We start from the raw sequence: 22379 nt of genomic DNA on the forward strand, positions 1-22379 counted from the left end.
GCGCCGGCGCTTGCGCATCAGCTCGACAGCCGCCGGTTGCGCCTGAAGCACACCACCTTCGGCTGTGTCATTTCCGTCATCGCGAACCGAACGCCTTCGCGGCCCAGCGACCCATGCTTGAATCCGCCGAACGGCATGCCGTCGAAGCGGTAATCGGACGAATCGTTGATCATCACGCCGCCCGCCTGCAGTCGCTCGGCCGCGCCGAGCGCCACCTCCAGCCGGCTGGTGAACACACCTGCATGCAGGCAGCTCTCCGACGCGTTGGCCGCATCGAGCGCCTGCTGCAGGTCGGTGAATTTCTCGATCGTCACGACCGGCGCGAACACCTCGTCGGTCCATACGCGCGCGTCGTGCGGCACATCCGCGAGCACCGTCGGTTCATACAGCGCCCCGCGTCGCCGATGACCGCTCAGCACCGTCGCACCGCACGCGACCGCTTCGTCGACCCAGCGTTCGACGCGGATCGCCTGTTCCTCGCCGATCATCGGCCCCATGTCGGTCGCATCGTCCAGTGGATCGCCGACGACCATCCTGCCGGTCAGCTCGACGAAATACCGGACGAACGGTTCGTATGCCGCCTCGGCGACGAAGATCCGCTGTGTGCCGATGCAGTTCTGTCCCGCCGCCCAGAACGCACCCGACACGCAGGATTCGGCGGCATCCTTCAGGTCGCAGTCGGCCATGACGATCACCGGCGCATTTCCACCGAGATCCATCGCGACCTTCTTGAGTCCCGCATCGCGCGTGATGGCTTCGCCGGTCTGCGGGCCGCCGGTAAAGGTCACCATCCGGATCCGCCGGTCGCGCACCAGAGCCGACGCGATATCCGCGCCGCCGTGCACGATCTGCAGCGCGTCGCGCGACGCCCCGGCTTCCCACAGAACATCGACGAGCGCCTGCGCGGACAGCGGCGCGAGCAACGAGGGCTTCAGGATGACCGCATTGCCGGTCGCGAGCGCCGGCCCGAGCTTGTGTGCAACGAGGTTCAGCGGGTCGTTGAAGGGCGTGATCGCGAGAATCACGCCCAGCGGCTCCAGCGTGTAGTAGCCGCTGCGATCCTCGGAGCCGGGATACCCGTCGAACGGGATCGTCTCGCCGACCAGTCGCTTCGCTTCCTCGCCCGACAGGCGCAGCGTGTTCACGCAGCGCGCGACTTCCTTGCGGGCCTGCCGCAGCGGCTTGCCCGCTTCGAGCGCGATCGTGCGTGCAAATGTCTCCGCTTGTGCCTCCACGCTCGCGGCCGCGCGGAACAGGATGTCGGCCCGCCGGCTGCGTGGCAGGGTTGCGGCCGAGCGCGCGCCGTCGAGCGCGCGCTCGACGAGGACCGGCGCCGCATCCGCAGGTGACAGGCGAACCTGGCCGACGATCGAGCCGTCATAGGGCGACCGGACATCGGCCACGCCGGCTCCCGTGCAGTCGGTCATCACCGCATCGCGCGCGCTCATGCCGCCACCTCATGCGAGGCTGCGCCGATTCTGTCCGCGAGTTCGATCAGGTCGGAGAGAATCGCGAACGCCGTTTCCTCACGGCCGGCACCCGGCCCGCTGATCGTCACGCCGCCGAGCACGTCGGTGTCGAACGTGATCGCGTTCGTCACGCCGCTCGCAGCAAGCAGCGGATGGCCGGCCGGGAGCTTGCGCGGTTCGACGCTCGCGGTCACGGTGCCGTCCGGATGACGGACGGCAGAACCGATCAACCGCCACGACATGCGCTCCGCCGCCGCCGCGCGCACGTCGTGCTCGGTCAATTCCACGATGCCGCGGCACGTCACGTCGGCACGCTTGAGGCCGGCATTCCACAGCGCGTTCGCCAGAATCACGACTTTCAGCTGTACGTCCGAACCGTTGACGTCGGCCGCCGGATTCGCCTCCGCATAGCCGCGCTGCTGCGCATCCCGGATCGCCGCATCGAAGCTCGCGCCGGCCTCGACCTCACCGAGCACGTAATTCGACGTGCCGTTCAGGATGCCGGCGAAACCGTTGATGTCGCAGCCGCGCAGCGAGGTCGCGAGCTGCCGCAGCACCGGTGTGCCGCTCATCACCGTGCCCTCGTACATCACACAGGCACCCGATTGCGCGGCGATCCGCGCCAGTGCCGGCTGCGCGAGCGCGATCGGCCCCTTGTTGGTCGTGATCACGTGCTTGCCGCATTCGAGCGCGGTACGGCAATGCGACAGCGCGGGCTCGCCGGTGTTCGGATCCGTGAAGGTCGCCTCGATGACGACATCCACGTGGTCCGACGCGATGGCCTTCAGCACCGCACCGAGGCCGACGTCCGGCGACACCAGCGTACCGGGATCGCGGCGCAGCGCTTCCGCATCGACGCCCCGCCGCGCGGTTTCGTCGAGGACGTCCAGCGCGATACCGCGAGGATTCGTCGCGATCCCGAGCCGCAGGTCGGCGACCATCGTCACCGATGCGTCGAGTCCCGCCGCCCCCAGCATCCCGCGCTTCTTTTTGAGCAGTTCGACCAGTCCCTGATTGACTCCGCCGAAACCGACCAGTGCCAGTTTGAGTTCCATCTCGATCATCTCCTGTTCATTGACCACACGACACAGGTTAGTTATGCGAATCGATTTTCAAATTAGTCGTTTCGCCCGATTCAGGTCGTCATCCATTGCGGTTTGTCATGCGGGACGGACGGATCGCCCGTTCCCGCGCGAAACAGGTACGTCAGGCAGCCGGCGGTTCGTCGTCGCCGTCCTTGTCGACCGGCACGAACAGCCCGACCTTGACCGCACTCAGCACGACATTCGTGTTGATCCGGCGGATCATCGGGTTGCTCTGCATGATCCGCGCAGACAGCCGGTCGTACGCCTCGACGTCGTGCGCGGTGATGATCGCGATCAGGTCGACGGAGCCGGTCACGTAGTAGATCTGCTGGATTTCGTCATGCGCCTTCGACCACTCGCGGAACCTGGCGACCGTCTCGTAGTTTTCGCGTTCGATCTCGATTGCCGCAATGAACGTCATCGGCCTGCCGACCGCCGCGCGATCGACCACCGCGATTTCCGCCGAAATGATCTTTTCGGTGCGCATGCGCTTCAGGCGCTTCTGCACGGCCGAGGTGGACAGGCCGATCCGTTCGGCAATGGCGTCCGCCGTCGCGGTGCAATCGCGCTGGACGATATTCAGGATCTTGCGGTCGAAGGAGTCGAGTGCGTCGGTCATGGCGTGGCCTGCCGGAGAACGGGTACTTGCGTCAAAGATAAAAAGGGCGGGCCGACCTGAGCCCGACCAGATGCCGGACACGGTCGAACGCGGTAACCAGCGTTTCGCGCCACTGCGCGACTGGCCCGCGGATGCATACGGGTTCGAAATGGATCGTGTCCACTCCTGCAGGAATACGGAACGGGCGCTCGATGCCATCGTCCGATTCGGTCACGAGTGCGGTGCCGTCGACTTCGGTCAGGCTCATCAACAGATGGGCGGGCGCAGTCGCGCCAAGCAGGTTGCGCAGAGGCGACTCGTTCGCGGACAACTGTTCGAGCAACGGCAGCTCGTACGCGCCGGGCCACCAGGTGTCGTGCTCGTCGAGCCACGGGCCGACGCCCGGCATGCCGACCATCTCGAGGATCCGGTTCGCACCGAGATGCGCATAGGCTCGACACCGGCCCGCCTCGTCGGTCGAAGCGCGCGCCAGCCAGCCGCCGGCGCTTGGGACAGGGTCCGTCAACGCGACGTTCGCAGGCTTCAGTCGGCCGAGCATTTCAGCCGCGCTTGCAGCGGATCGGCGCCCTTCGCAGGATCTCTGTGCGTGATCCGGAACGATACGGCACACCCACTTGGGACCCTCCTGCAAGGCGGCGGGGACGTCGCCGGACCGGACTTGGGCGGTTCGCCTGCGGGCGTGTTCAACGATGACGATTGGCGTGTCCGGCATACAACTCTCTCGTGCTTGCGGGGCCGCGTCGCAGCGATGCTGGCGCGCTTCATGGATCGGCCGACGGTGTTGGGGCTGGAGAAATCATATCGCCTCGATGCGACTGAAAAAATCTCAACCGAATCGAACGTCGACGTAAAACGTCGAAAAATATGGCTTTCAGGACGTTTCGCATCCAACCCGACGCCGGCCAGTCCGGCATCCATCGCGAACGCCAAACCCGCAGGTCAATCCGATGCACCGAACAGTTGAATCACGACACCACGCAGCCATCGATTGCCCGCCTCATGGTGATATCGCGCATGCCAATGCTGCCGTACCGCAAACCCGTCGACCGGGATCGGGCACGCATGAACCGCCAGATCGCTCGCCTGAGCCAGTGTCTGGCCGATATGACGGGGTAGCGTCGTAATCAGGTCGGTCGTCTGGACGATCGCCCCCAGTCCCAGAAAACCCGGCAGCTCCAGCACGACGTCGCGCTCGATGCGCGCCTGCCGCAGCGCCTGCTCGAGGAGTTGCGCGCCCGTTCCCGCCGTAATGGCGACATGTCCTTCGGAACGATACTGCTTCGCCCCGAGGCGACCGCGAATCCTCGGGTGATGCCGGTTGGCCAGGCATACCCAGTCCTGGTCGTACAGCTTCTGCTGATAAATGCCGCCGCCGAGCCACGGCACATAGCCGATCGCGAGATCGGCTTCGCCGGATTCGAGCGCGCGCTCCGTATTGCCGTCGATCCGTGCGGCTTCCAGCCGGACGCCGGGCGCCTGCGCCCGGACATGGGCCAGCAGCCGCGGAAGCAGCGTGATGTGGCTCGCGTCGGTCATGCAGATGCGAAACCGTCGCTGGGCCGTCGCCGGATCGAACGCGATCTCCCACGCGGTGAAGCGCCGCAGGGATTCGAGAATTTCCCGGCATGGCCCGATCAGCGCGTCGGCTTGCGGTGTCGGCGCCATGCCGCCGGGCGTCCGGATGAAAAGCGGATCGTGCAGGTGTTCCCGCAAGTGCCCGAGCCAGATGCTGACCGTCGGCTGGCTCTGGCCCAGTTGCTCGGCTACGCGCGTGACGCTGCGCACGTCGTACAGGAGATCGAAAAGCTGAAGCAGCTTCAGGTCGGGCAGGTCGGCGGGCATCGCGGCGTTATTGTCGATGGCAATGACGCCATTGTATCCATTGCATTGGCGGCATGAGCGGCAACGCCTATCGTGATGCCATACGTCAGCTTTGCATGGAACCCGAGTAAGGCGCCAAAGCGCCAACTCCGGTCGACACAGGAGAATCCATTGAAAATAGCAATTCTGGGCGCCGGCGCACTGGGCTGCGCGATCGGCGCCACCCTCACCCAAGGCGGCCATGAGACCTGGCTGATCGACCGCTCGCCCGCGCACGTCGATGCGATGAGCCGCGACGGCCTGCGCGTCGACGATGCCGGCGGCACCCGCCACGTGCGCGTCCACGCGACGACCCGGGCTGCCGATGTCGGCGTGGCCGACCTGGTGGTGGTGCTGGTCAAGTCGTTCCACACCGATGCGGCCATCCGCGGCGCCCAATCGCTGGTGGGGCCGGATACCGCCGTGCTGTCGCTGCAGAACGGCCTCGGACACGAGGACATCCTGATCGACGTCGTCGGCCGCGAGCGCGTCCTCGCGGGCAAGACCTACGTCGGCGGCGTGCTGCGGGGCGCGGGCCATATCGAATCCGGCGTGATCGGCAAATACACCTACATCGGCGAACTCGACGGCCGCATCACACCGCGTGTCGAGGCGATCGCCGCGGCGTTCAATGCCGCCGGCCTCGCCACGACGATCAGCGACAACATCGTCGGCACGATGTGGGACAAGCTGCTGGTGAACGTCGCGACGGGTGCGCTGACGGGCCTGACCGGCCTCACCTACGGGCAGCTTTACGACGAGCCGCTGCTGAAGGCGACGTCGCTCGCGGCCGTGGCCGAGGCGATCGCGGCGGCGCAGGCTGCGGGCGTGAAGCTGTCGATGACCGATCCCGAACAGGCATGGACGCTGGCCGCCGAGGGGCTGCCCGCGACCTTCAAGACGTCGATGCTGCAAAGCCTGGAGAAGGGCTCGATCACCGAGATCGACTTCATCAACGGTTCGGTCGTGCGCTGGGGCCAGCGCTACGGCGTGCCGACACCGGTCAATGCGACGCTCGTCGCGTGCATCAAGGGGCTGGAACGCGCGATGGCCGACCGCCAACGGCAGGAGGCGGCCGCATGAATGCCAAGAAAGCCTATCTCGAACACGTCGCGATCTGGGTGAAGGACATCCGCTGGCACATCCGTTTCTTCGAGGACGTGCTCGGCATGACACTGCGCGAAGTCGACGGCACGCTCGACGCACCGCGGCAGTACTGGACGCTCGGCGGCCTGCAGTTCATTCACGCGCCGGAATACGAAGGCCCGGAAGGCCGGCTCGCCCATCTCGGCGTGATGTGCGAAGACCTGGAGGCCGCGCTGGCCGCGGCCCAACGATTCGGCGTGACGGAAATGCCGCAGGGGCGCAACTGGCTTCGCCTGCCCGACGGGCTCGCCGTCGAACTGATCCAGGCCCGGCCGGCTTCCTGCGTCGCACAGGCGCTGGCAATCAACCCGCGCGCGGAGGCGTGACCATGACGATCGTCGAAAAATACTGGGACGACGCCCGCGAGGGTGACACGTGCACGAGCCCGAACTACGTCGTGACCAAGGAGCGCATTCTCGCGTACGCCGACCTCACCGGCGACCATACGCCCGTCCACGTGGACGAGGAATACGCGAACGCGAGCCATTTCGGGTGCCTCGTCGCGCACGGGCTGTTCGGCCTGTCCATCGCCGACGGCCTGAAGACGCAGAGCGACTATCGCTTTCTGCCGGGGATGTCGCTCGGCTGGACCTGGGATTTCCTGCTGCCGATCAAGGTCGGCGACGTGCTGCACGTGAAGTTCCGCGTCGGCTCGATGCGGGCGAGCAAGAGCCGCCCGGACTGGGGCATCGTCGTGCTGCCGTCGGAGCTGATCAATCAGGACGGTCAGGTCGTTCAACGCGGCGAGCATCGCCTGATGGTGCCGCGCCGCCCGGAGGCACTGTAATGCAGGCTCGCCCACTCGAAGGCATTCGCGTCGTCGACTACAGTCACTTCCTTGCCGGGCCGTATGTCGGGCGCTGTCTCGCGGCGCTCGGCGCCGAAGTCATCAAGGTCGAGCGGCCCGGGTCCGGTGACGCCGGACGGCAGCACGCGACCGTGCTCGACGACCAGCAAAGCGGCTACTTCCTGCAGCTCAACATGGGCAAGCGCGGCGTGAGCGTCAACATGAAGGACGCGCGCGGCAAGGCGTTCATGCAGCGGCTGTGCGACTCGGCCGACGTGTTCATCGAGAACTATCGGCCGGGCGCGCTGGACAAGCTCGGGCTCGGTTATGCCGAACTGTCGGCGCGCAATCCGGGCCTCGTCTACTGCTCGATTTCGGCCTACGGGCATACCGGCCCCGACGCGCATCGCGCGGGCTTCGGGCTGATCGCGGAAGCCAAGAGCGGGATCATGCAGATGGTCGGCACGCCGGGCGAGCGGCCGCCGCTGCTGCGCATCTCGCTCGGCGACATGTACACCGGCATCCATGCGGTCGCGGCCATCAATGCCGCGCTGCTGGGACGCGTGAAGAGCGGCCGCGGGCAACACGTCGACATGGCGCTGTACGACACGCTGGTATCGATGCACGAATACGCGGTGCAGTGCTACACGCTGCAGGGTGTGCTGCCCGAGCAGACCGGGCACGACATGCCGACCTCGACGCTCTACGGCGTATTCCGCGCCGCGGACGGCGATCTCGTGATCGCCGCGCAAGTCGACGACGCGTGGAAGCGCTTCGCCGAGCTGATCGCGACGCACGGCGGCCCGGCGGGCTTCGGCGCCGACACGCGGTTTCACGACAGCACCGGCCGCAATGCGCACCGCGCGGAAATTCTGTCGGTGGTCGAGCCGTGGGTGGCCGCGCGTTCGGTCGCGTCGGTACTGGATCTGCTGGACGGCATCGACGTTCCGTGCGCGAAGGTGCAGCGCATCGACGAGGTGTTGAACGATCCGCAGATCCAGGCACGAGGCATGGTCGTCGAGCAACAGCATCCGCGCTACGGGACGCTGCGCCTGCCCAACCTGCCGTTCCGGTTTTCCGATTGCGATACGACGATTCGCGACGTCGCGCCCGATCTCGGGCAGCACAACGCGGAGATCGCGCGCTCCCTCGGGTTCGATTCGGCCGAAATCGACGCGATGCAGGCCGACGGCGTCCTCTACTCAAAGGCGAGCCAATGATGACCGACCAATACGCGGTGATCGGCAATCCGATCGGACACACGAAATCCCCGTTGATTCACGGCCTCTTCGCGCAGGAGACGCGGCAGGACCTCAGCTATACGGCGATCGAGGGGCCGATCGAACCGGCAGGCGCCTTCGCTGACGCGGTTCGCGCGTTTTTCGACGGCGGCGGCAAGGGCATCAACGTCACCGCGCCGTTCAAGCTCGACGCGTTCGCGATGTCGGACGAACGCAGCGAGCGCGCGCAGCTCGCGGGCGCGGCCAACGCGCTCAAGTTCGAAGGCGGCCGCATCCTGGCGGACAACTTCGACGGCATCGGGCTGGTGCGCGATATCGAAACGAACCTCAATCTGCCGATGGCCGGCAAGCGTGTCCTGGTGCTCGGTGCCGGCGGCGCGGCACGCGGCGCGCTGCTGCCGTTCCTCGAAGCCGGCCCGGCGGAACTCGTCATCGCGAACCGCGACGTCGACAAGGCGCGCGCACTGGCCGCGCAGGTTGCCGGACGCGGCCCGCTCGTTGCCAGCGGTTACGCGGACCTCGCACGCATGGGGCGTTTCGACCTGGTCGTCAATGCCACGTCGGCGAGCCTGACCGGCGACCTGCCGCCGGTTCCGCCGAGCGTGTTCAGTCCGGCCGGCACGGCCTACGAACTGGCATACGGCAAGCGTCTGACGCCGTTTCTCCGGCTCGCGAAAAACGCAGGCGTACATGGAATCGCGGATGGCGTCGGCATGCTGGTCGAGCAGGCGGCCGAAGCGTTCGCGTGGTGGCGCGGCGTACGCCCCCGGACCAGCGCGGTGATCGATCGCCTGGCCGTGCCCTTTGATTGAACACGCAACGGAGATTCGCATGAAGAAGATCCTGATGCTGCACGGCATCAATCACAACATGTTCGGCAAGCGCGATCCGGCGCAGTACGGGACGATCACGCTCGCGCAGATCGATGCGCGGCTGCAAGGGCTGGCGACGGAACTGGGTGTGCAGGTGGAATCGTTCCAGACGAACCACGAAGGCGCGATGTGCGAGCGCATTCATCGCGCTTTCGAGGAACACCAGGACGCGGTGCTGATCAACGCGGGCGCATGGACGCATTACAGCTACGGCATTCGCGATGCCCTGGCGATCCTCACGTGCCCGATCGTCGAACTGCACATGTCCAACATTCACGCACGCGAGCCGTTCCGGCATCACTCCGTCCTGGCCGAGATCGTCAGCGGGCAGATTTGCGGTTTCGGTGTCCAAAGTTATCTGCTCGCGCTGAGGGCCGCGGTTTCGGCGCTCGGCGACGAATAAGCCGATTCCCGCATCGGCTGCCGATGCGGGACCGACGCGCATGCGCAGCCGTCGCCAGGACGCGGCGTTGCGCACCGCGCGTGCTCGCCGCGCGCCGTATCGACGGGCCGCGGTCAGGTCGCACGACGGGGTCGACACATCGGGCAGTGACGACTCCCCGCATCACCGCCTTGCCCGGCACACATATCAATATCCGGAGACGACGATGACCACGACCTTGCGAGACGAGCCCAGGGGCAGGCACCAATCGAGAAAAGCCGCGATCAGCGGCTGGATCGGATCGGTGCTCGAATACTACGATTTCTTCATCTACGCCACGGCATCGGCGCTGATCTTCCCGCAGATATTCTTTCCGCACGGCAGCCCCACGACGGCCATCATCGCGTCGCTGGCCACTTACGGCGTCGGCTACGTGTCCCGCCCGATCGGCGCGTTCGTGCTGGGCCATCTCGGCGACACGCGCGGACGGAAAACCGTCCTGCTGTTCTGCATGTTCCTGATGGGCATCTCGACCGTCGGCGTCGGTCTCCTGCCGACCTATCAGCAGGCCGGGCTGATCGCGCCCGCCTTGCTGGTGACGCTGCGCCTGCTGCAGGGTTTCGCCGTGGCCGGCGAGATCACCGGCGCGAGCTCGATGATCCTGGAACACGCGCCGTTCGGCCGGCGCGGCTACTTCGTCAGCTTCACGCTGCAGGGCGTGCAGGCCGGGCAAGTGCTGGCCGCCGCCGTGTTCCTGCCGCTCGCCTACTACATGCCGTCCGCGCAATTCGATAGCTGGGGCTGGCGCATTCCGTTCCTGCTGAGTGCGCTGGTCATCGTGGCGGGCCTGATCATTCGCCGCGAGGTCGACGAGTCGCCGGCCTTCGACGAAGCGGTACGCAACCGGTCGCAAGCCGGCTCGCCGGTGGCCGACGCTTTCAGGCACCACTTTCCCGACATGCTGCGCGTGGCCTGCATGTCGATGATGAACGTGATTCCGGTCGTCGCGACGATCTTCGGCGCGGCCTATGCGGTTCAGCCTGCATATGGAATCGGATTCCAGAAGGATGTCTATCTCTGGATCACGGTGGTCGGCAATATCGTTGCGATGATCGTGATTCCGTTCGTCGGCAACCTGTCCGACCGCGTCGGCCGCCGGCCGCCGATCATCGTCGGCTCGCTGGCCGCCGGGCTGCTCGCGTTCGCGTACCTGTATGCGATCAGCATCCGGAACGTGCCGCTCGCATTCGTGATGTCGATGCTGATGTGGGGCGTGGTGTACCAGGGCTACAACGCGGTATTTCCCGCCTTTTACCCGGAACTCTTCCCGACCCGCACGCGCGTCTCGGCGATGGCCATCGCGCAGAACCTCGGTACCGCGGCCACGGCGATGCTGCCCGCGCTGTTCACCGCGGTCGCGCCGCCCGGCGCCCGTCACGTCTGGCTGATCGTCGGTGCGATCGCGTTCGGCATCACCGTGATCGCGTCGCTCGCGGCCTGGAGCGCACGCGAGACCAGTCGTGTCCATTTGAACGACCTGGGCCGCGCGAACGCGCAACCGGTCGGCAAGGCAGAATACGACCTGCTGCGCGCCGAGGCGCTGTCGCACGATCGCATCGCGCGCGAACCCGTGCCCGGATCCGTCGGCAGCTAGCCGGCGTTCGGCGGGGCGCCGGGTTCGGCGCCCCTGCCGCCCAGCCATTTCAGCTCGCCGCGGCCGCCCTCGCCGGGCGAGCAACGTGGCGTAACCGCTGCCCTTACTCGAAGCACGATGCCCGATACCGTGTCGAAAACCGCCATGCCGGACTCCACGCGACCCGCTCGCCTGAACTTCGCGCTCATGTTGCCGCTTCTGCTGGCGGCCCAGCCGGTGGCGACCGACAGTTACCTGCCGGCGCTGCCCGAAATCGCCGCCACGCTGGGCTCCGCCAGTGTCAGCCTCACGGTTTTCGCGCTGATATTCGGTGTCGGGCAATTGCCGATGGGCAGCCTTTCCGACCGGTTCGGCCGCCGCCCCGTCCTGCTGGCCGGCCTTGCGCTCTATGCGCTGTCCGCACTGGCCGCTGCGCTGGCCTCGACCGCGGCGATGCTGGTGGCCGCTCGCGCGATGCAGGGGCTGGCCATGGCCGCGATACTGGTATGCGCCCGTGCGACAGTGCGCGACCGGTATTCGGCGGGCGACGGCCCGTACGTGATGGCGCGCGGTTTCATGGGAATGGGAATGATGGCGTTCTTCGCCCCGATCCTCGGTGCGTATGTCGCACAGCAAGCCGGATGGCGATGGGTGCTCGCGGGGATGAGCGTGTATGCGTTCGGGCTGCTCGTCATGTGCTGGTACGGCTTCGAGGAAAGCTTCGCGCGAAGCGCGCCGAGCCGGGACTCGACCCGGGAGGTCCGCGAGATATTCGGCAATGCCCCGTTCAGGGTATGGACACTGCTGGCCGCGTCGACGTACACCGGCATGTTCTGCTTTCTGCTGCTGTCTCCGGCCATCTACATCGGGCAGTTCGGCATCTCGCCCCAGCGTTATGGCTGGATACCGGCGAGCGGTACGCTCGTCTATGTCCTGAGCACGTTCGGCTGCCGCGTGCTGCTGCGCCGTCAGAGCATGTTGCGAACGGTGCGGCAAGGCGCAACGCTGAGCCTCTGCGGCGCGGTGATCCAGGCATTGGGGTGCGCGCTGCTTCCCGGCAGCATCTGGCCGCTGCTCGTCGGGCATGGCGTGTATTGCCTCGGCCACGGAATCCATCAGCCGTGCGGGCAGGCGGGGGCGGTCAGCGGCCTGCCTCAACTTGCAGGCCGCGCCGTATCCTGGTCCGGCTTCATCATGATGTTCTTCGCGTTCAGCGTAGGACAAACGGCAGCGGGATTCGCCGATCCGCGTTATCAAGCTGGCGCGTGGCCGATGGTTGTGCCGATGCTCGTCGTCGGCGTGACGCTGGTAACGATTGCGTATGCGTGGCTGCCAAAAGTCATCCACGCGACCTTGGTCGCCAGGTAATCTCCTCGAAATCTCCTCGATTTCCGCGATCCGACGATCTGCCACGGCGCAAGGATCACACGCCTCTAAGAGACCGGACTCTCACCGGCCCGTTACGTGCCGGCTGCGCGGGTCGGGCGTGCGAAGGCACGGCTGGAGCGGGCCGACCGGCCGCTCGAACGGATAGCCGAACGATCGGGATCCGGAAGCGTGGACGCGTTGCAGCGTGCGTTTGCAACATGCATCGGCGGATCACCGCGGGACTATCGGGCGCGGTTCGGGCAACCACGGCGGGCAAACCCGAAGACATCGGTTTCAGGCGACGCAACGCGCATGGCGCCGGCAGAATCATGCACAATGCACCGCATCTGAGTGGCGGAGACTTGCCTGTGGGGATCAACTTCGATTTAACCGACTTGCAGGCATTTCGCGCCGTCGTGGAAACGGGCAGCTTCCGAAAGGCCGCCGACGCAGTCAACATCTCCCAGCCGGCCTTGAGCCGCCGTATCGACAAGCTCGAGGAAGCGCTCGGCGTGCGACTGTTCGAGCGCACCACGCGCAGCGTCTCGCTCACCACGGTCGGGCGCGTGTTCGCGCAGAGTGCCGAACAACTGCTCGACGATCTCGATGCCGCCCTGCTCGGCATTCGCGACGTTTCATCGAGCCGCCTGGGCCATGTGACGATCGCGTGCGTGCCGTCGGTCGCCTACTACTTTCTTCCCGCCATCGTCGCGCGCTATCATCAGCGCTTTCCGCGCATCCGGGTGAAACTGCTCGATGCAAGCGCCAACGAGGTGCTCGGGGCTGTAATCAGCGGCGAGGCGGATTTCGGCGTGAGCTTCATCGGCAGCCAGGAGGCTGAGATCGAGTTCAAGGTGCTGCTCCAGGAACGCTTCGTTGCCGCCTGTCGCCGCGACCACCCGCTCGCGCGCAAGAAGCGCGTGACCTGGAACGAGCTTTACGAGCACGATTATGTGTCGGTCGACAAGACTTCCGGCAACCGTCTGCTGCTCGACCAGGCGCTGACCGCCGTCGCGCCGCGCGCGCCGAGCGTCTGCGAGACACGCCACGTGACGACCCTGCTCGGATTGATCGAAGCGGGGCTCGGCGTCGCCGCGGTCCCGTCGATGGCGATGCCTGGGCATGACCACCCGATTCTCACGAGCGTGCCGCTCGTCGAACCGGTCGTCAAACGGCGCGTGGGAATCGTGAAGCGGCGCGGACGACCGCTCACACCGGCCGCCGAGGCATTTCATCGGATGGTCATCGAGGCGAAGCGTGGCGGGACCGCAAGCAGTGGCGCATCGGCATAACGACGACAGAGAGACACGAAGGAAGACCGGACAGTGAGGTTGGCCAGGCCGCTTGGATCGCTTTACGTGCAGGTTCTGCTCGCGATGATGCTCGGCATGGGCATCGGTCACGCATGGCCCGCGGCGGGCACGATGCTCAAGCCCCTCAGCGATGCGTTCGTCGGCCTGGTCAAGATGACCATCGCCCCGATCGTCTTTTGCACGATCGTCTCGGGCATCACGTCGCTGGCGAACGGGAAGGCGATCGGCCGCACGATCGTGCGGGCACTGGCGCTCTTCTATCTGTTGACCGCCGCTGCGCTCGCGCTCGGACTCGTCACCGCATATGTGCTGCAGCCCGGCGCCGGCATGCACGTCGATGTCCACCACCTGGATCCAGGCATCCTCGCTCCGTATGCGAAGCATGCGGAGCCGCGGGGGCTTGTGGAGTTCGGGCTGAGCGTGATTCCGGACACGATGCTCGGCGCGTTCGCCAAAGGCGAAGTGTTGCCGGTGCTGCTGCTGTCGCTGTTGTTCGGTTTCTCGCTGAATGCGCACCCGCGGGCCGGCCGGCCCGTTCTTGCGCTGATCGACGGTGTCGCCCAGGTCGTCTTTCGTGTGCTCGCGATGATCATGCGGCTCGCGCCGCTCGGCGCATTCGGCGCGATGGCGTTCACGGTGGGCCGTTTCGGCATCGGTTCGGTCGGCTCGCTCGCGAAGCTGATGGCATCCTTCTACGTGGCCTGCGTGCTGTTCGTCGCGCTGGTGCTCGCACCGCTCGCGCGACTGCATGGTTTCGCGCTGTGGCGGCTCCTGCGCTACATGCGCGAAGAATTGCTCATCGTCCTCGCGACATCGTCCACGGAGCCGGTTCTGCCGCGTCTGATCGTCAAGCTGGAGGCACTCGGCTGCGACAAGGGCATCGTGGGGCTCGTGCTGCCGGCCGGCTATTCCTTCAATCTGGACGGTACCGCGATCTATCTGACGCTCGCGGCATTGTTCATCGCCCAGGCGTGCGACGTGCCGCTCTCCGCGTCGCAGATCGCGGTGATGCTCGCCATCATGCTGCTCACATCGAAGGGGGCGGCCGGTGTTTCCGGTAGCGGGCTGGTCGCGCTGGTCGCCACACTCGCCGTCATGCCCGACCTGCCCGTCGCCGGCGTCGCACTGCTGGTCGGCATCGATCGCTTCATGTCCGAGGCACGCGCGCTAACCAGCGTGATCAGCAATGCGTGCGCGGTGATCTTCGTTTCGCTGTGGGAAGGTGCGTGCGATCGTACGCGTCTTGCGCAGAGGCTCGCGGCGGGCGGGCCGGCCTCGCCGGACGGGGCCGATGAAAACGGTGTCGCGGGAGACGGCGGCGGTGACGGGAAGACGGTCTGACACCAGCCTTCCCGTCGATCAGGCTCAATGAGCGGAAGCGGAATCCAGCCCGGTCGATTGCACGTCGGCCTGCACGTCGGGCGACGCCAGATAATCGAGCAGCGCCTTCGCTTCCTTCGGATGCTGCGCGCCGACGGGGATGCCGGCAGCGAAGCGCGTGACGGACTGCAGCGATTCGGGAATCTTGCCGACGAAGGTCGCACCGTGGACGGGCAGCAGCTCGCTGACCTGCTGGAAGCCGATTTCGTAGTCGCCGTTCGCGACGACAGACGCCACCGGAATCCGCGGGATCATCTTCGCCTTGGACTTCACCTGCTCCTCGATGCCGAGCTTCTTGAACAACTCGCGTTCGATATACACGCCGCTCGCGCTGTCCGAGTAGGCGATCGACTTCGCGTGCAGCAGCACCTGCTTGAGACCTTCGGTGGTGCTGATGTCGGGCTTTGCCGCGCCGTCGCGCACGACCATGCCGATGCGCGAATCGGCCAGCTCGACGCGGGATCCCGGGATGACCTTGCCTTGCTTGATCAGTTCGTCCAGCGCGTAACCGACCATGATGACGGCGTCGGCGGGCTCGCCGCGCGCGAGCCGGTTCGGAATCGCTTCGGGCGACTTGCCCATCGACGGGCCGAGCGCGGTGTCGAGCGTATTGCCGGTCGTGGACGCGAACCGCGGGCCGAGCAGTTTATAGGCGGCCGTGAAGCCACCCGAGCTCATCACGTGGAGCTCGGCCGCCTGCACGTTGGCCGCAAACGCCGCGGTGGCGACGAGCGCGGTCGCGCAAAATTTCAGGAGCTGATTTCTCATGGTCGTGGTCATGCGAATTCGTGTGGATGGGTGAGGTTTCGGATGGGCTGAACATCAATGCGCCGGCGTGAGCGTCGCCGTGCGGTGACGGTAGAGCGCGAACGTCGCAAGCAGCGCGCACACCGCGGCGAAACTCATCCAGTAGCCGGGTGCGGCCTTGTCGCCCGTCATGTGAATGAGCCCGGTCGAGATCGCCGGCGTGAGGCCGCCGAACACGGCCGTCGCGAGGCTGTAGGCGAGCGAGAAGCCCGCGACGCGCACCTGCACCGGCATCACTTCGGTGAGCGCGACGACCATCGCACCGTTATAGATCCCGTACATGAACGAGAGCCAGAGCAGGACGAGCAGCATGTTGGCGAACGACGGCGCGTGAGCGAGGAACGACAGCGCCGGATAGGCGGTCAGGACGGTGAGCATCGTCATGCCGACCAGCAGCGGCCGACGGCCGAACCGATCGGACAGCGCACCGCCGATCGGCAGCCACACGAAGTTCGACACGCCGACGCAGAGCGTCACGAGCAGGCTGTCGGCGGTGCTCAGATGCAGCACCGTCTTGCCGAAGGTCGGCGCATAGACGGTGATCAGATAGAAGCTCGTGGTGGTCATCGCGACCAGCATCATGCCGGCGACCACGACGCCCCAGTTCTGAACCAGCGTGCCGAACACTTCCTTCATGCCCGGGCGATGCTTGCGCGCCTTGAATTCCTGGGTTTCCTCCAGGTTGCGGCGCAGCATGAAGATGAACGGCACGATCATGCAGCCGACGAAGAACGGCACGCGCCATCCCCAGGTGGCGATCTGCGATGCGCTCAGCCACTGATTGAGCGCAAAGCCGAGGCCCGCCGCGATGACGATCGCAACCTGCTGGCTGGCCGATTGCCAGCTGGTGAAGAAGCCCTTGCGGCCGGGCGTTGCCAGCTCGGCGAGATAGACCGATACACCGCCCAGCTCGGCGCCTGCGGAGAAGCCCTGCAGCAGCCGCCCGATCAGTACGAGCACGGGCGCCAGCAGCCCGATCGACGCGTAGCCCGGCACGAACGCAATCAGGATGGTGCCGCTCGCCATGATGGACAGCGTGACGATCAGGCCCTTGCGGCGGCCTACCTCGTCGATGTACGCGCCCAGCACGATTGCGCCCAGCGGCCGCATCAGGAAGCCGGCGCCGAACACGGCGAAGGTCATCATCAACGAAGCGAACTCGCTTTGCGCAGGGAAGAAGACATTGGCGATCTGCGTGGCGTAGAAGCCGAACAGGAAGAAGTCGAACTGCTCGAGAAAATTGCCGGCCGTGACGCGAAAGATCGCGGCGGCCTTCGAACGTTCGGCCGGAAGGCTGGACGAGGGGTGCATCGAGGTGTCTCCTGAAAATCCGGAAATATGCGGGGCGGGACGATTGTCGTTTTCCGGAATGTTCTCCCGGCGTCGATCAAACGATAAGTGCGATTTTTGGAAGAATTGATGCACTGAGGTTATCAATCGACACGGCGTCGCCTGTTTCGATCAGCGCCTGCACGCCGGGCGACGTCGGTGGGCATCACGAGATGTCGAGCTGATCAAGCGAAACACTCGGCGAGGGCCGAGGATGCGCGGCTTGCCAGGATCGCCCACGATCGCCGGCGCAGCATGCTGCCTGACGAGGTGTCCGGGAAGGACCTGATGAAGTTCTACGGAGAAACCCGGGCGACCATCAAGCAGGCGCTCGTCCGCCTGGCGGATCTGCTTTTCGGCGACGCCGGTTACCGTGCGACAGGCGCCAGCGGACCAGCTCGTCTGCGCCGGGACCTTCCTGGACCTCCAGATCCGCTGCGTCGGTCCGCTCCCCCGTCTCCTGGTCGATAAAGCTCCACCGCACCTCGGCGCCTGTCTTTCGATTCACGAACTTCATCGGAGGCGCCGAAGCGCCGGAAACGTCCAGACTGTCCCCAATCTGGGCAAGTACCGGCATCACCGGGGCGATCTGCCAGCCCTTGTGAGTCAGGAGATATTCAAATCGCTCCGGATTCACCTGATAGCGCCTACGCTCAACGAGGCCGTTGGCCTCCAGATGCTTGAGCCGGTCGCTGAGCGTCGCGTTGGTGATGCCGGACGACTGGCGAAACTCGTCGTACCGGCTGAGCCCGCAGACAAGGTCGCGCAGTATCAGCAAGCCCCATCGGTCGCCGATCGCCGCCATGACGCCGGCAATCGGGCACACCATTCCGTCAAAACCCTTCGAGCGCATGGCCGTTTCCCTGATTAGCCCCGGCGATCGTCGCCGAGAGTGAGTCTCATTATAAGAGTCGCACGAGCGTCGACAGGACGTTTCCCCCCAAAGAGCCGGTCGCCTTCCCAGTTCAAGTGCCGAAAAATTCTTGTCTTGTGGGACACTCACTCTTATTATAAGAGTGAGTGTCCCACTTGTTGACCGATGTCGTCAGTGAGCGTCCGTAGCATCGAACTCCAGGAAACCATCATGCCTCCCCATGCCCCTTCCAGAATCTTCGTCATCGGTGGTACAGGCGCGCAGGGCCTGCCTGTCATCAGCGCGCTCGTCGCGGACGGCAAGTATTCCGTTCGCGCGTTGAGCCGGGATCCCGATTCCCGGCGCGCCAAGGCGCTGCTCGCACTCGGCAACGTGTCGATCGTGAAAGGCACGTTTGCCGACGAAGCCGTTCTGCGGGCAGGCTTTCGCGGCTGCGACGGTGCATACGTCAATCTGGACGGGTTCAACACCGGCGAGAAAACGGAGATCTACTGGGCGATACGATGCTACGAAATCGCGCTGGAAGAAGGCATCGAGTTCTTCGTGTATGGCAACCTCGACTACGCGCTCAAACAGGCCGGCTACGATTCGCGCTTTCGTGCTGGCCACTACGACGGCAAGGGCCGCGTAGGCGAATGGATCCTGTTCCAGAACCAGACGAACCGGGACCGCATGGGCGCGGCCGTGTTCACCACCGGGCCATACATGGAGATGGCCATTTCGGCGAAGACGCCGATGATGCCCTTCGTCGAGGACGGAGTCGTCACCTGGCGCGTGCCGCTCGGCAACGGCGCGGTGCCGCATGTCGCACTGGAGGATTGCGGCTACTACGCGCGCTGGCTGTTCGATCACCCGGAGCGCGCGAACGGCATGGATCTCCAGGTCGCCATCGAGCACGTCGAGTACGGGAAGCTGGCCGAGGCGTTCGAACGGGTAACGGGGCATCCGGCGCGCTACATCGACACGGATCTGGACACTTACTGGAACGGCCCGCTCAAGATGGCGGCGAACTCGCCCGCCGGATACAACGCGGACCCGAATGACAAGAGCACGATGAGTTTCCGCGACAACTTCACCGGATTCTGGAACATCTGGAAGCACGGCGTCATCCGCCGCGACTACGCGCTACTCGACGAAATCCATCCGAACCGCATCCGGACCGTCGAGCAATGGCTTCGACGCGAAGACGAGCGTGGCCGGCAGCAAGGCAAAGGAAGTCTCTGGGAGCGGGTGCAGCCGGAAACCCTGCTCAAGTCGGTGCCGCTTCTGAAGCTGTCCGAAGACGGCAGAAAAGGCGCGCTTTAATCTACGGCGTCACGTCCAGTCGATACCGGTAATTCGATCAATGCTTAGTTAACCTAATTGGATTCGGAAATGAATCAGATCGTCGAGATCCGGAAGAACGGCGGGACGGGCTTGCTGGGTGTGCTGATCGTCTGGGGACTGGCCGTTGCCGCGGCGGCCGAAGCGGGGGTTTATCGAGCGATCTACCCGCTGGGGCTCGCCTGCCTCATTGCCCTCGGTATCGTGGCGCCGGTTGCCGTTTATTCGATGTCCCGGGGCGTTCGCACATACATCGCGACCATCGGGCTAAGAACGCTGACGGCGTTTCATATCTGGCGGATTGCGGCCGCGCTGGTCTTCCTCTGGTACCCTTATGCTTCAGCCGGTCTAGGGCCGGCGACAAGAAACAGGGTGCTGGGCATACTGGCTTGGACGTTGTTCCGCAGTAAGTTTCCTGCCCCAACTCTTCAAATGCCCGCCCGCAGAGCGGGCGTTTTCCTTTTCGTTCTCGTTGACAGTAGAGCCGCTCGAGACTGTGCGCTTCGGACACACTCGAACATCATGAACAAGAGTAGTCACGCGCTCCTAGGTGGATTAGTCGGCGCCTGAATTGCGCAACTCCCAGCGATGATTGACAAAGCCGCATCGCCGGGATCTGTTTCGTTCGTATAGATCCTGGCGGTTTGAATCGAAGATCGTAGACGATGACGCTGCATGCGGCGCATGCCTGCAATGGGCAACGCGTGCCCCTGCCGATCCGGCGCACGCCCTGGCCTATCGGACGGCCTTACTCACGCGCCCATCCATTCTGATAAAGCTGTCCGGCCAGCACGCCGAGGCGCGACGCGAGTACGTAGTTCTCGCCGTCCTCGATCAGCGCCGAACGCACGTCGCGGAACAGCTTCTCGATCGGGAATTCGCGCGTGGTGCCGTTGCCGCCGAACAGCTGGAACGCCTCGTGCGTGATCTTCATCGCTTCCTCGGTCACGCTGACCTTCGCCTGCGCGGTCGCATAGGGATGACTCTGCGGCGACATCCGCGAGAACGCGAGGCTGCGGCGCGCGATCGCGCGCGCCATCTCGAGCCGACGCAGCATCTCGCCGATGCGCAGGTGCGTCATCTGGTGATCCATCAGCAGCGCGCCGCCCTGCTTGCGCTCGTGGCAATACGCGAGCGCCAGTTCGAACGCGGCCCGCGCCGCGCCGACGAACACTTGGCACATGTGCGTGCCCGCATACGACCACGTCGACGCAAGGTTGCCGAGATAGTCGTCCTTCAGCGCGACCGCGAAGCGCTTCGGTACCTTCACGTTGTCGAAATAGATCTCGCCCTGCGGCAGCGAGCGCTGGCCGATCTTGTCAAGCGGCTTGCCGCGCGACACGCCGGGCAGATCGAGCGGCAGGATCATCGCGATGCCGTTCGTGAACGCGCTGCGCTCGCCTTCGCCGTAGAAGCCGTCGCCGTAGTCGGCCGCCATGTACGCGAGCGCGACCTGCGCGACCGAGCCGTTCGAGATCCACGCCGAGCTTTGCCCGTTGATCACGATCTCGTCGACGCCGACCTTCGCGGTCACGTTGCCGACCGGCTGGCGGCCGTTTCCGGCGAGTTCCTGCCGATACAGGATCGCCGCGTCCGAGCCGCGATCGGGCTGCGTGTTCATCCAGCAGCCGACCTTGCCCGCGCACATCTCGACCAGCTCGACGTTGCCAACCGTGTGCGCCATCATCAGCGGCATCGTGGCCGCGCCGATCGACACGGCGAGGCCCGAATCGCCCCAGCCGAGCTCCTCGCCGATCAGCGACTCGATGCGCACGGCAGTCTCCGGCGGAAACTGCGCGATCAGTTGCGGATCGAGGCCGAGCTTCGCGCTCTCGACGATCGCGGCCCAGTACGGCGAGCCCGGCGCGATCACGTCCTCCGCCGTCATCCGGTCGAGCTCGCGGCCGATCGGCCGCAGCACGTCGCGCGCAAAACGATGAACCGTGTGCTGGATTGCGCTTTCCTCTTCGCTCAGCGGCGTCTCGAAGCCGGTCAAGCCGACCACGGGCAGCGCTGCGGACTTGTTCAGACGAATCATCTCCGTTCTCCTCCTGGACTCGAATCATGTCGGCCCGGCAGCGGACGCGCCCGGCCATCCCACATCTAGTAATACATACCAAACATAGGTCATCATGACAAACAAAGGAAGCAAAAAAAAGACAGGGTATTCCCCTGTCTCCGTTCGCATGGCCGCGGCGGCGGATCGCGCCGTTATTTGCCCGCGGGCGCCGTCAGTGTGCCGTAGGCGATCGCGCGCGACGTCGCGATGAAATACGCATCGAGCGCCTGCGTCTGCCGGCCGGTGCCGTACTGCATCGCGAGGCCGTCGGCCAGCGCGATCAGCATCGTCGCCGCATGCCGGCTATCGGCCGCGCTGAATGCCGGATTGACGGCGCGCAGCAGTTGCGCGAGGTCGCGCGTGAGCGTCGCGTACCACTCGTCGTAGAGCTTGAAACACTCGGCATCGGTGGCCGCAAACGACAGCAAATGCCGGAACAGTGCGTTGTACTTGGCATCCTTCGCATCGGAAACCGAGCGCTGCATGATCTCTTCGAACACGTCGCGCGGCGACGCATCGCTGCTGATCGCGCGCTTCATGTCGTCGAGATACGCCTGGATGACCGGCTCGATGACGGCCCGCAACACGGCGATCCGGGTCGGGAAGTAGTACTGCAGATTGCTGACGCTGATGCCCGCGGCCGCGGCAACCGCGCGCTGCGAGAATTCGAGCGGGCCGCCTTCGAGCAGCAGCTTGCGTGCGACGCGAATGATCGTGTTGCGCGTGCGCAGGCCTTGCGCCCGCAAGCCGTCGGTATTGCTCGCTGCGGCGGTGGCAGTCGAAGTGCGCCGCTTTCGGGGGCTGCGCTGCTCGTTGGACACTGTCATCGTGT

The 22379-nt window shown here is 65.4% G+C and carries 23 protein-coding genes and 1 pseudogene; 14 read left to right on the forward strand and 10 right to left on the reverse strand.

Annotated elements, in window-relative coordinates:
- Positions 1-17: 17 nt before the first annotated feature.
- The 4 genes from DPV79_RS03530 to DPV79_RS03545 form a co-directional block, all read right to left on the reverse strand.
- Positions 18-1448 carry an aldehyde dehydrogenase family protein gene (locus DPV79_RS03530; RefSeq protein WP_113044791.1) on the reverse strand — a complete coding sequence of 477 codons (1431 nt, stop codon included), beginning with the start codon at positions 1446-1448 and terminating at the stop codon, positions 18-20.
- Positions 1445-2524: a homoserine dehydrogenase gene (locus tag DPV79_RS03535; protein ID WP_113044907.1), complete on the reverse strand. Its 1080-nt coding sequence runs from the start codon at positions 2522-2524 to the stop codon at positions 1445-1447. Before DPV79_RS03535 ends, DPV79_RS03530 begins: the two co-directional genes overlap by 4 nt.
- 151 nt (positions 2525-2675) lie before the next feature.
- Positions 2676-3173 (reverse strand): Lrp/AsnC family transcriptional regulator, encoded by a 498-nt coding sequence (locus DPV79_RS03540; protein WP_113044792.1) that lies wholly within the window; start codon positions 3171-3173, stop codon positions 2676-2678.
- A gap of 31 nt (positions 3174-3204) precedes the next feature.
- The gene (locus DPV79_RS03545) at positions 3205-3885 is read right to left on the reverse strand and encodes a hypothetical protein (protein WP_113044793.1); all 681 of its coding nucleotides are present in this window, start codon (positions 3883-3885) and stop codon (positions 3205-3207) included.
- Between the two features lie 36 nt (positions 3886-3921).
- Between DPV79_RS03545 and DPV79_RS41950 the strand changes: the two genes are divergently transcribed.
- Entirely contained in the window at positions 3922-4137 is a 216-nt protein-coding gene (locus tag DPV79_RS41950; RefSeq protein ID WP_133295612.1) for a hypothetical protein, read from the forward strand.
- On the opposite strand, the gene DPV79_RS03550 is transcribed toward DPV79_RS41950, so the two are convergent.
- Positions 4113-5033, reverse strand: coding sequence for a LysR family transcriptional regulator (locus tag DPV79_RS03550; RefSeq protein ID WP_042973576.1), 921 nt, complete (start codon positions 5031-5033; stop codon positions 4113-4115). The two genes, DPV79_RS41950 and DPV79_RS03550, sit on opposite strands and share 25 nt — an antisense overlap.
- Positions 5034-5165: 132 nt before the next feature.
- Between DPV79_RS03550 and DPV79_RS03555 the strand changes: the two genes are divergently transcribed.
- From DPV79_RS03555 to dctA, 11 genes and pseudogenes are all read left to right on the forward strand, one after another.
- Positions 5166-6116, forward strand: a complete 951-nt coding sequence (locus DPV79_RS03555; protein WP_027790148.1) for a ketopantoate reductase family protein — start codon at positions 5166-5168, stop codon at positions 6114-6116.
- On the forward strand, positions 6113-6505 hold the full coding sequence (locus DPV79_RS03560; protein ID WP_059553860.1) for a VOC family protein: 393 nt from the start codon (positions 6113-6115) through the stop codon (positions 6503-6505). Before DPV79_RS03555 ends, DPV79_RS03560 begins: the two co-directional genes overlap by 4 nt.
- A gap of 2 nt (positions 6506-6507) precedes the next feature.
- Positions 6508-6966 (forward strand): MaoC family dehydratase, encoded by a 459-nt coding sequence (locus tag DPV79_RS03565; RefSeq protein ID WP_048021204.1) that lies wholly within the window; start codon positions 6508-6510, stop codon positions 6964-6966.
- Positions 6966-8186 (forward strand): CaiB/BaiF CoA transferase family protein, encoded by a 1221-nt coding sequence (locus DPV79_RS03570; protein WP_021157527.1) that lies wholly within the window; start codon positions 6966-6968, stop codon positions 8184-8186. Before DPV79_RS03565 ends, DPV79_RS03570 begins: the two co-directional genes overlap by 1 nt.
- The gene (gene aroE, locus DPV79_RS03575; RefSeq protein ID WP_113044908.1) at positions 8186-9019 is read left to right on the forward strand and encodes a shikimate dehydrogenase; all 834 of its coding nucleotides are present in this window, start codon (positions 8186-8188) and stop codon (positions 9017-9019) included. The genes DPV79_RS03570 and aroE overlap by 1 nt, the downstream gene beginning before the upstream one ends.
- Before the next feature lie 19 nt (positions 9020-9038).
- Positions 9039-9482, forward strand: a complete 444-nt coding sequence (aroQ, locus tag DPV79_RS03580) for a type II 3-dehydroquinate dehydratase (protein ID WP_021157525.1) — start codon at positions 9039-9041, stop codon at positions 9480-9482.
- 205 nt (positions 9483-9687) lie between these two features.
- Positions 9688-11115, forward strand: coding sequence for an MFS transporter (locus DPV79_RS03585; protein ID WP_059586403.1), 1428 nt, complete (start codon positions 9688-9690; stop codon positions 11113-11115).
- A 144-nt stretch (positions 11116-11259) separates the two neighbouring features.
- Positions 11260-12462 (forward strand): MFS transporter, encoded by a 1203-nt coding sequence (locus DPV79_RS03590; RefSeq protein WP_113044794.1) that lies wholly within the window; start codon positions 11260-11262, stop codon positions 12460-12462.
- A gap of 69 nt (positions 12463-12531) precedes the next feature.
- A pseudogene (locus DPV79_RS03595) lies at positions 12532-12813 on the forward strand (helix-turn-helix domain-containing protein); the annotation flags it as partial.
- Between the two features lie 17 nt (positions 12814-12830).
- Positions 12831-13754 (forward strand): LysR family transcriptional regulator, encoded by a 924-nt coding sequence (locus DPV79_RS03600; protein ID WP_027790154.1) that lies wholly within the window; start codon positions 12831-12833, stop codon positions 13752-13754.
- A 33-nt stretch (positions 13755-13787) separates the two neighbouring features.
- Positions 13788-15116, forward strand: a complete 1329-nt coding sequence (gene dctA, locus DPV79_RS03605) for a C4-dicarboxylate transporter DctA (protein WP_113044795.1) — start codon at positions 13788-13790, stop codon at positions 15114-15116.
- 24 nt (positions 15117-15140) lie between these two features.
- Here the strand turns inward: dctA and DPV79_RS03610 are convergent, their stop codons facing one another.
- The 3 genes from DPV79_RS03610 to DPV79_RS03625 all read right to left on the reverse strand — a co-directional run bounded on the left by DPV79_RS03610 (position 15141) and on the right by DPV79_RS03625 (position 18144).
- Positions 15141-15923, reverse strand: coding sequence for a substrate-binding domain-containing protein (locus tag DPV79_RS03610; RefSeq protein ID WP_042973569.1), 783 nt, complete (start codon positions 15921-15923; stop codon positions 15141-15143).
- Positions 15924-15977: 54 nt separating this feature from the next.
- Complete coding sequence (tcuC, locus tag DPV79_RS03615; protein ID WP_113044796.1) at positions 15978-17273, reverse strand: MFS transporter; 1296 nt, start codon at positions 17271-17273, stop codon at positions 15978-15980.
- A 337-nt stretch (positions 17274-17610) separates the two neighbouring features.
- Positions 17611-18144, reverse strand: a complete 534-nt coding sequence (locus DPV79_RS03625) for a winged helix-turn-helix transcriptional regulator (RefSeq protein ID WP_048021188.1) — start codon at positions 18142-18144, stop codon at positions 17611-17613.
- Positions 18145-18375: 231 nt separating this feature from the next.
- Between DPV79_RS03625 and DPV79_RS03630 the strand changes: the two genes are divergently transcribed.
- On the forward strand, positions 18376-19470 hold the full coding sequence (locus DPV79_RS03630; RefSeq protein WP_113044797.1) for an NmrA family NAD(P)-binding protein: 1095 nt from the start codon (positions 18376-18378) through the stop codon (positions 19468-19470).
- A gap of 69 nt (positions 19471-19539) precedes the next feature.
- Positions 19540-20058, forward strand: coding sequence for a hypothetical protein (locus DPV79_RS03635; protein WP_113044798.1), 519 nt, complete (start codon positions 19540-19542; stop codon positions 20056-20058).
- 178 nt (positions 20059-20236) lie between these two features.
- Here DPV79_RS03635 and DPV79_RS03640 read toward each other — a convergent pair whose 3' ends face one another.
- Entirely contained in the window at positions 20237-21526 is a 1290-nt protein-coding gene (locus DPV79_RS03640) for an acyl-CoA dehydrogenase family protein (RefSeq protein WP_113044799.1), read from the reverse strand.
- A 173-nt stretch (positions 21527-21699) separates the two neighbouring features.
- Complete coding sequence (locus DPV79_RS03645; RefSeq protein WP_208866703.1) at positions 21700-22374, reverse strand: TetR/AcrR family transcriptional regulator; 675 nt, start codon at positions 22372-22374, stop codon at positions 21700-21702.
- Positions 22375-22379 lie beyond the last annotated feature (5 nt).

The organism is Burkholderia reimsis, assembly GCF_003294055.1.
Lineage (GTDB): Bacteria > Pseudomonadota > Gammaproteobacteria > Burkholderiales > Burkholderiaceae > Burkholderia > Burkholderia cepacia.

Bases quoted from the DNA above. Each gene is read 5' to 3' on its own strand.
- DPV79_RS03530 (WP_113044791.1), bottom strand. From the start codon at position 1,448: ATGAGCGCGCGCGATGCGGTGATGACCGACTGCACGGGAGCCGGCGTG.
- DPV79_RS03535 (WP_113044907.1), bottom strand. From the start codon at position 2,524: ATGGAACTCAAACTGGCACTGGTCGGTTTCGGCGGAGTCAATCAGGGA.
- DPV79_RS03540 (WP_113044792.1), bottom strand. From the start codon at position 3,173: ATGACCGACGCACTCGACTCCTTCGACCGCAAGATCCTGAATATCGTC.
- DPV79_RS03545 (WP_113044793.1), bottom strand. From the start codon at position 3,885: ATGCCGGACACGCCAATCGTCATCGTTGAACACGCCCGCAGGCGAACC.
- DPV79_RS41950 (WP_133295612.1), top strand. From the start codon at position 3,922: ATGCTGGCGCGCTTCATGGATCGGCCGACGGTGTTGGGGCTGGAGAAA.
- DPV79_RS03560 (WP_059553860.1), top strand. From the start codon at position 6,113: ATGAATGCCAAGAAAGCCTATCTCGAACACGTCGCGATCTGGGTGAAG.
- DPV79_RS03565 (WP_048021204.1), top strand. From the start codon at position 6,508: ATGACGATCGTCGAAAAATACTGGGACGACGCCCGCGAGGGTGACACG.
- DPV79_RS03570 (WP_021157527.1), top strand. From the start codon at position 6,966: ATGCAGGCTCGCCCACTCGAAGGCATTCGCGTCGTCGACTACAGTCAC.
- aroE (WP_113044908.1), top strand. From the start codon at position 8,186: ATGACCGACCAATACGCGGTGATCGGCAATCCGATCGGACACACGAAA.
- aroQ (WP_021157525.1), top strand. From the start codon at position 9,039: ATGAAGAAGATCCTGATGCTGCACGGCATCAATCACAACATGTTCGGC.
- DPV79_RS03585 (WP_059586403.1), top strand. From the start codon at position 9,688: ATGACCACGACCTTGCGAGACGAGCCCAGGGGCAGGCACCAATCGAGA.
- DPV79_RS03590 (WP_113044794.1), top strand. From the start codon at position 11,260: ATGCCGGACTCCACGCGACCCGCTCGCCTGAACTTCGCGCTCATGTTG.
- DPV79_RS03610 (WP_042973569.1), bottom strand. From the start codon at position 15,923: ATGAGAAATCAGCTCCTGAAATTTTGCGCGACCGCGCTCGTCGCCACC.
- tcuC (WP_113044796.1), bottom strand. From the start codon at position 17,273: ATGCACCCCTCGTCCAGCCTTCCGGCCGAACGTTCGAAGGCCGCCGCG.
- DPV79_RS03625 (WP_048021188.1), bottom strand. From the start codon at position 18,144: ATGCGCTCGAAGGGTTTTGACGGAATGGTGTGCCCGATTGCCGGCGTC.
- DPV79_RS03630 (WP_113044797.1), top strand. From the start codon at position 18,376: ATGCCTCCCCATGCCCCTTCCAGAATCTTCGTCATCGGTGGTACAGGC.
- DPV79_RS03635 (WP_113044798.1), top strand. From the start codon at position 19,540: ATGAATCAGATCGTCGAGATCCGGAAGAACGGCGGGACGGGCTTGCTG.
- DPV79_RS03640 (WP_113044799.1), bottom strand. From the start codon at position 21,526: ATGATTCGTCTGAACAAGTCCGCAGCGCTGCCCGTGGTCGGCTTGACC.
- DPV79_RS03645 (WP_208866703.1), bottom strand. From the start codon at position 22,374: ATGACAGTGTCCAACGAGCAGCGCAGCCCCCGAAAGCGGCGCACTTCG.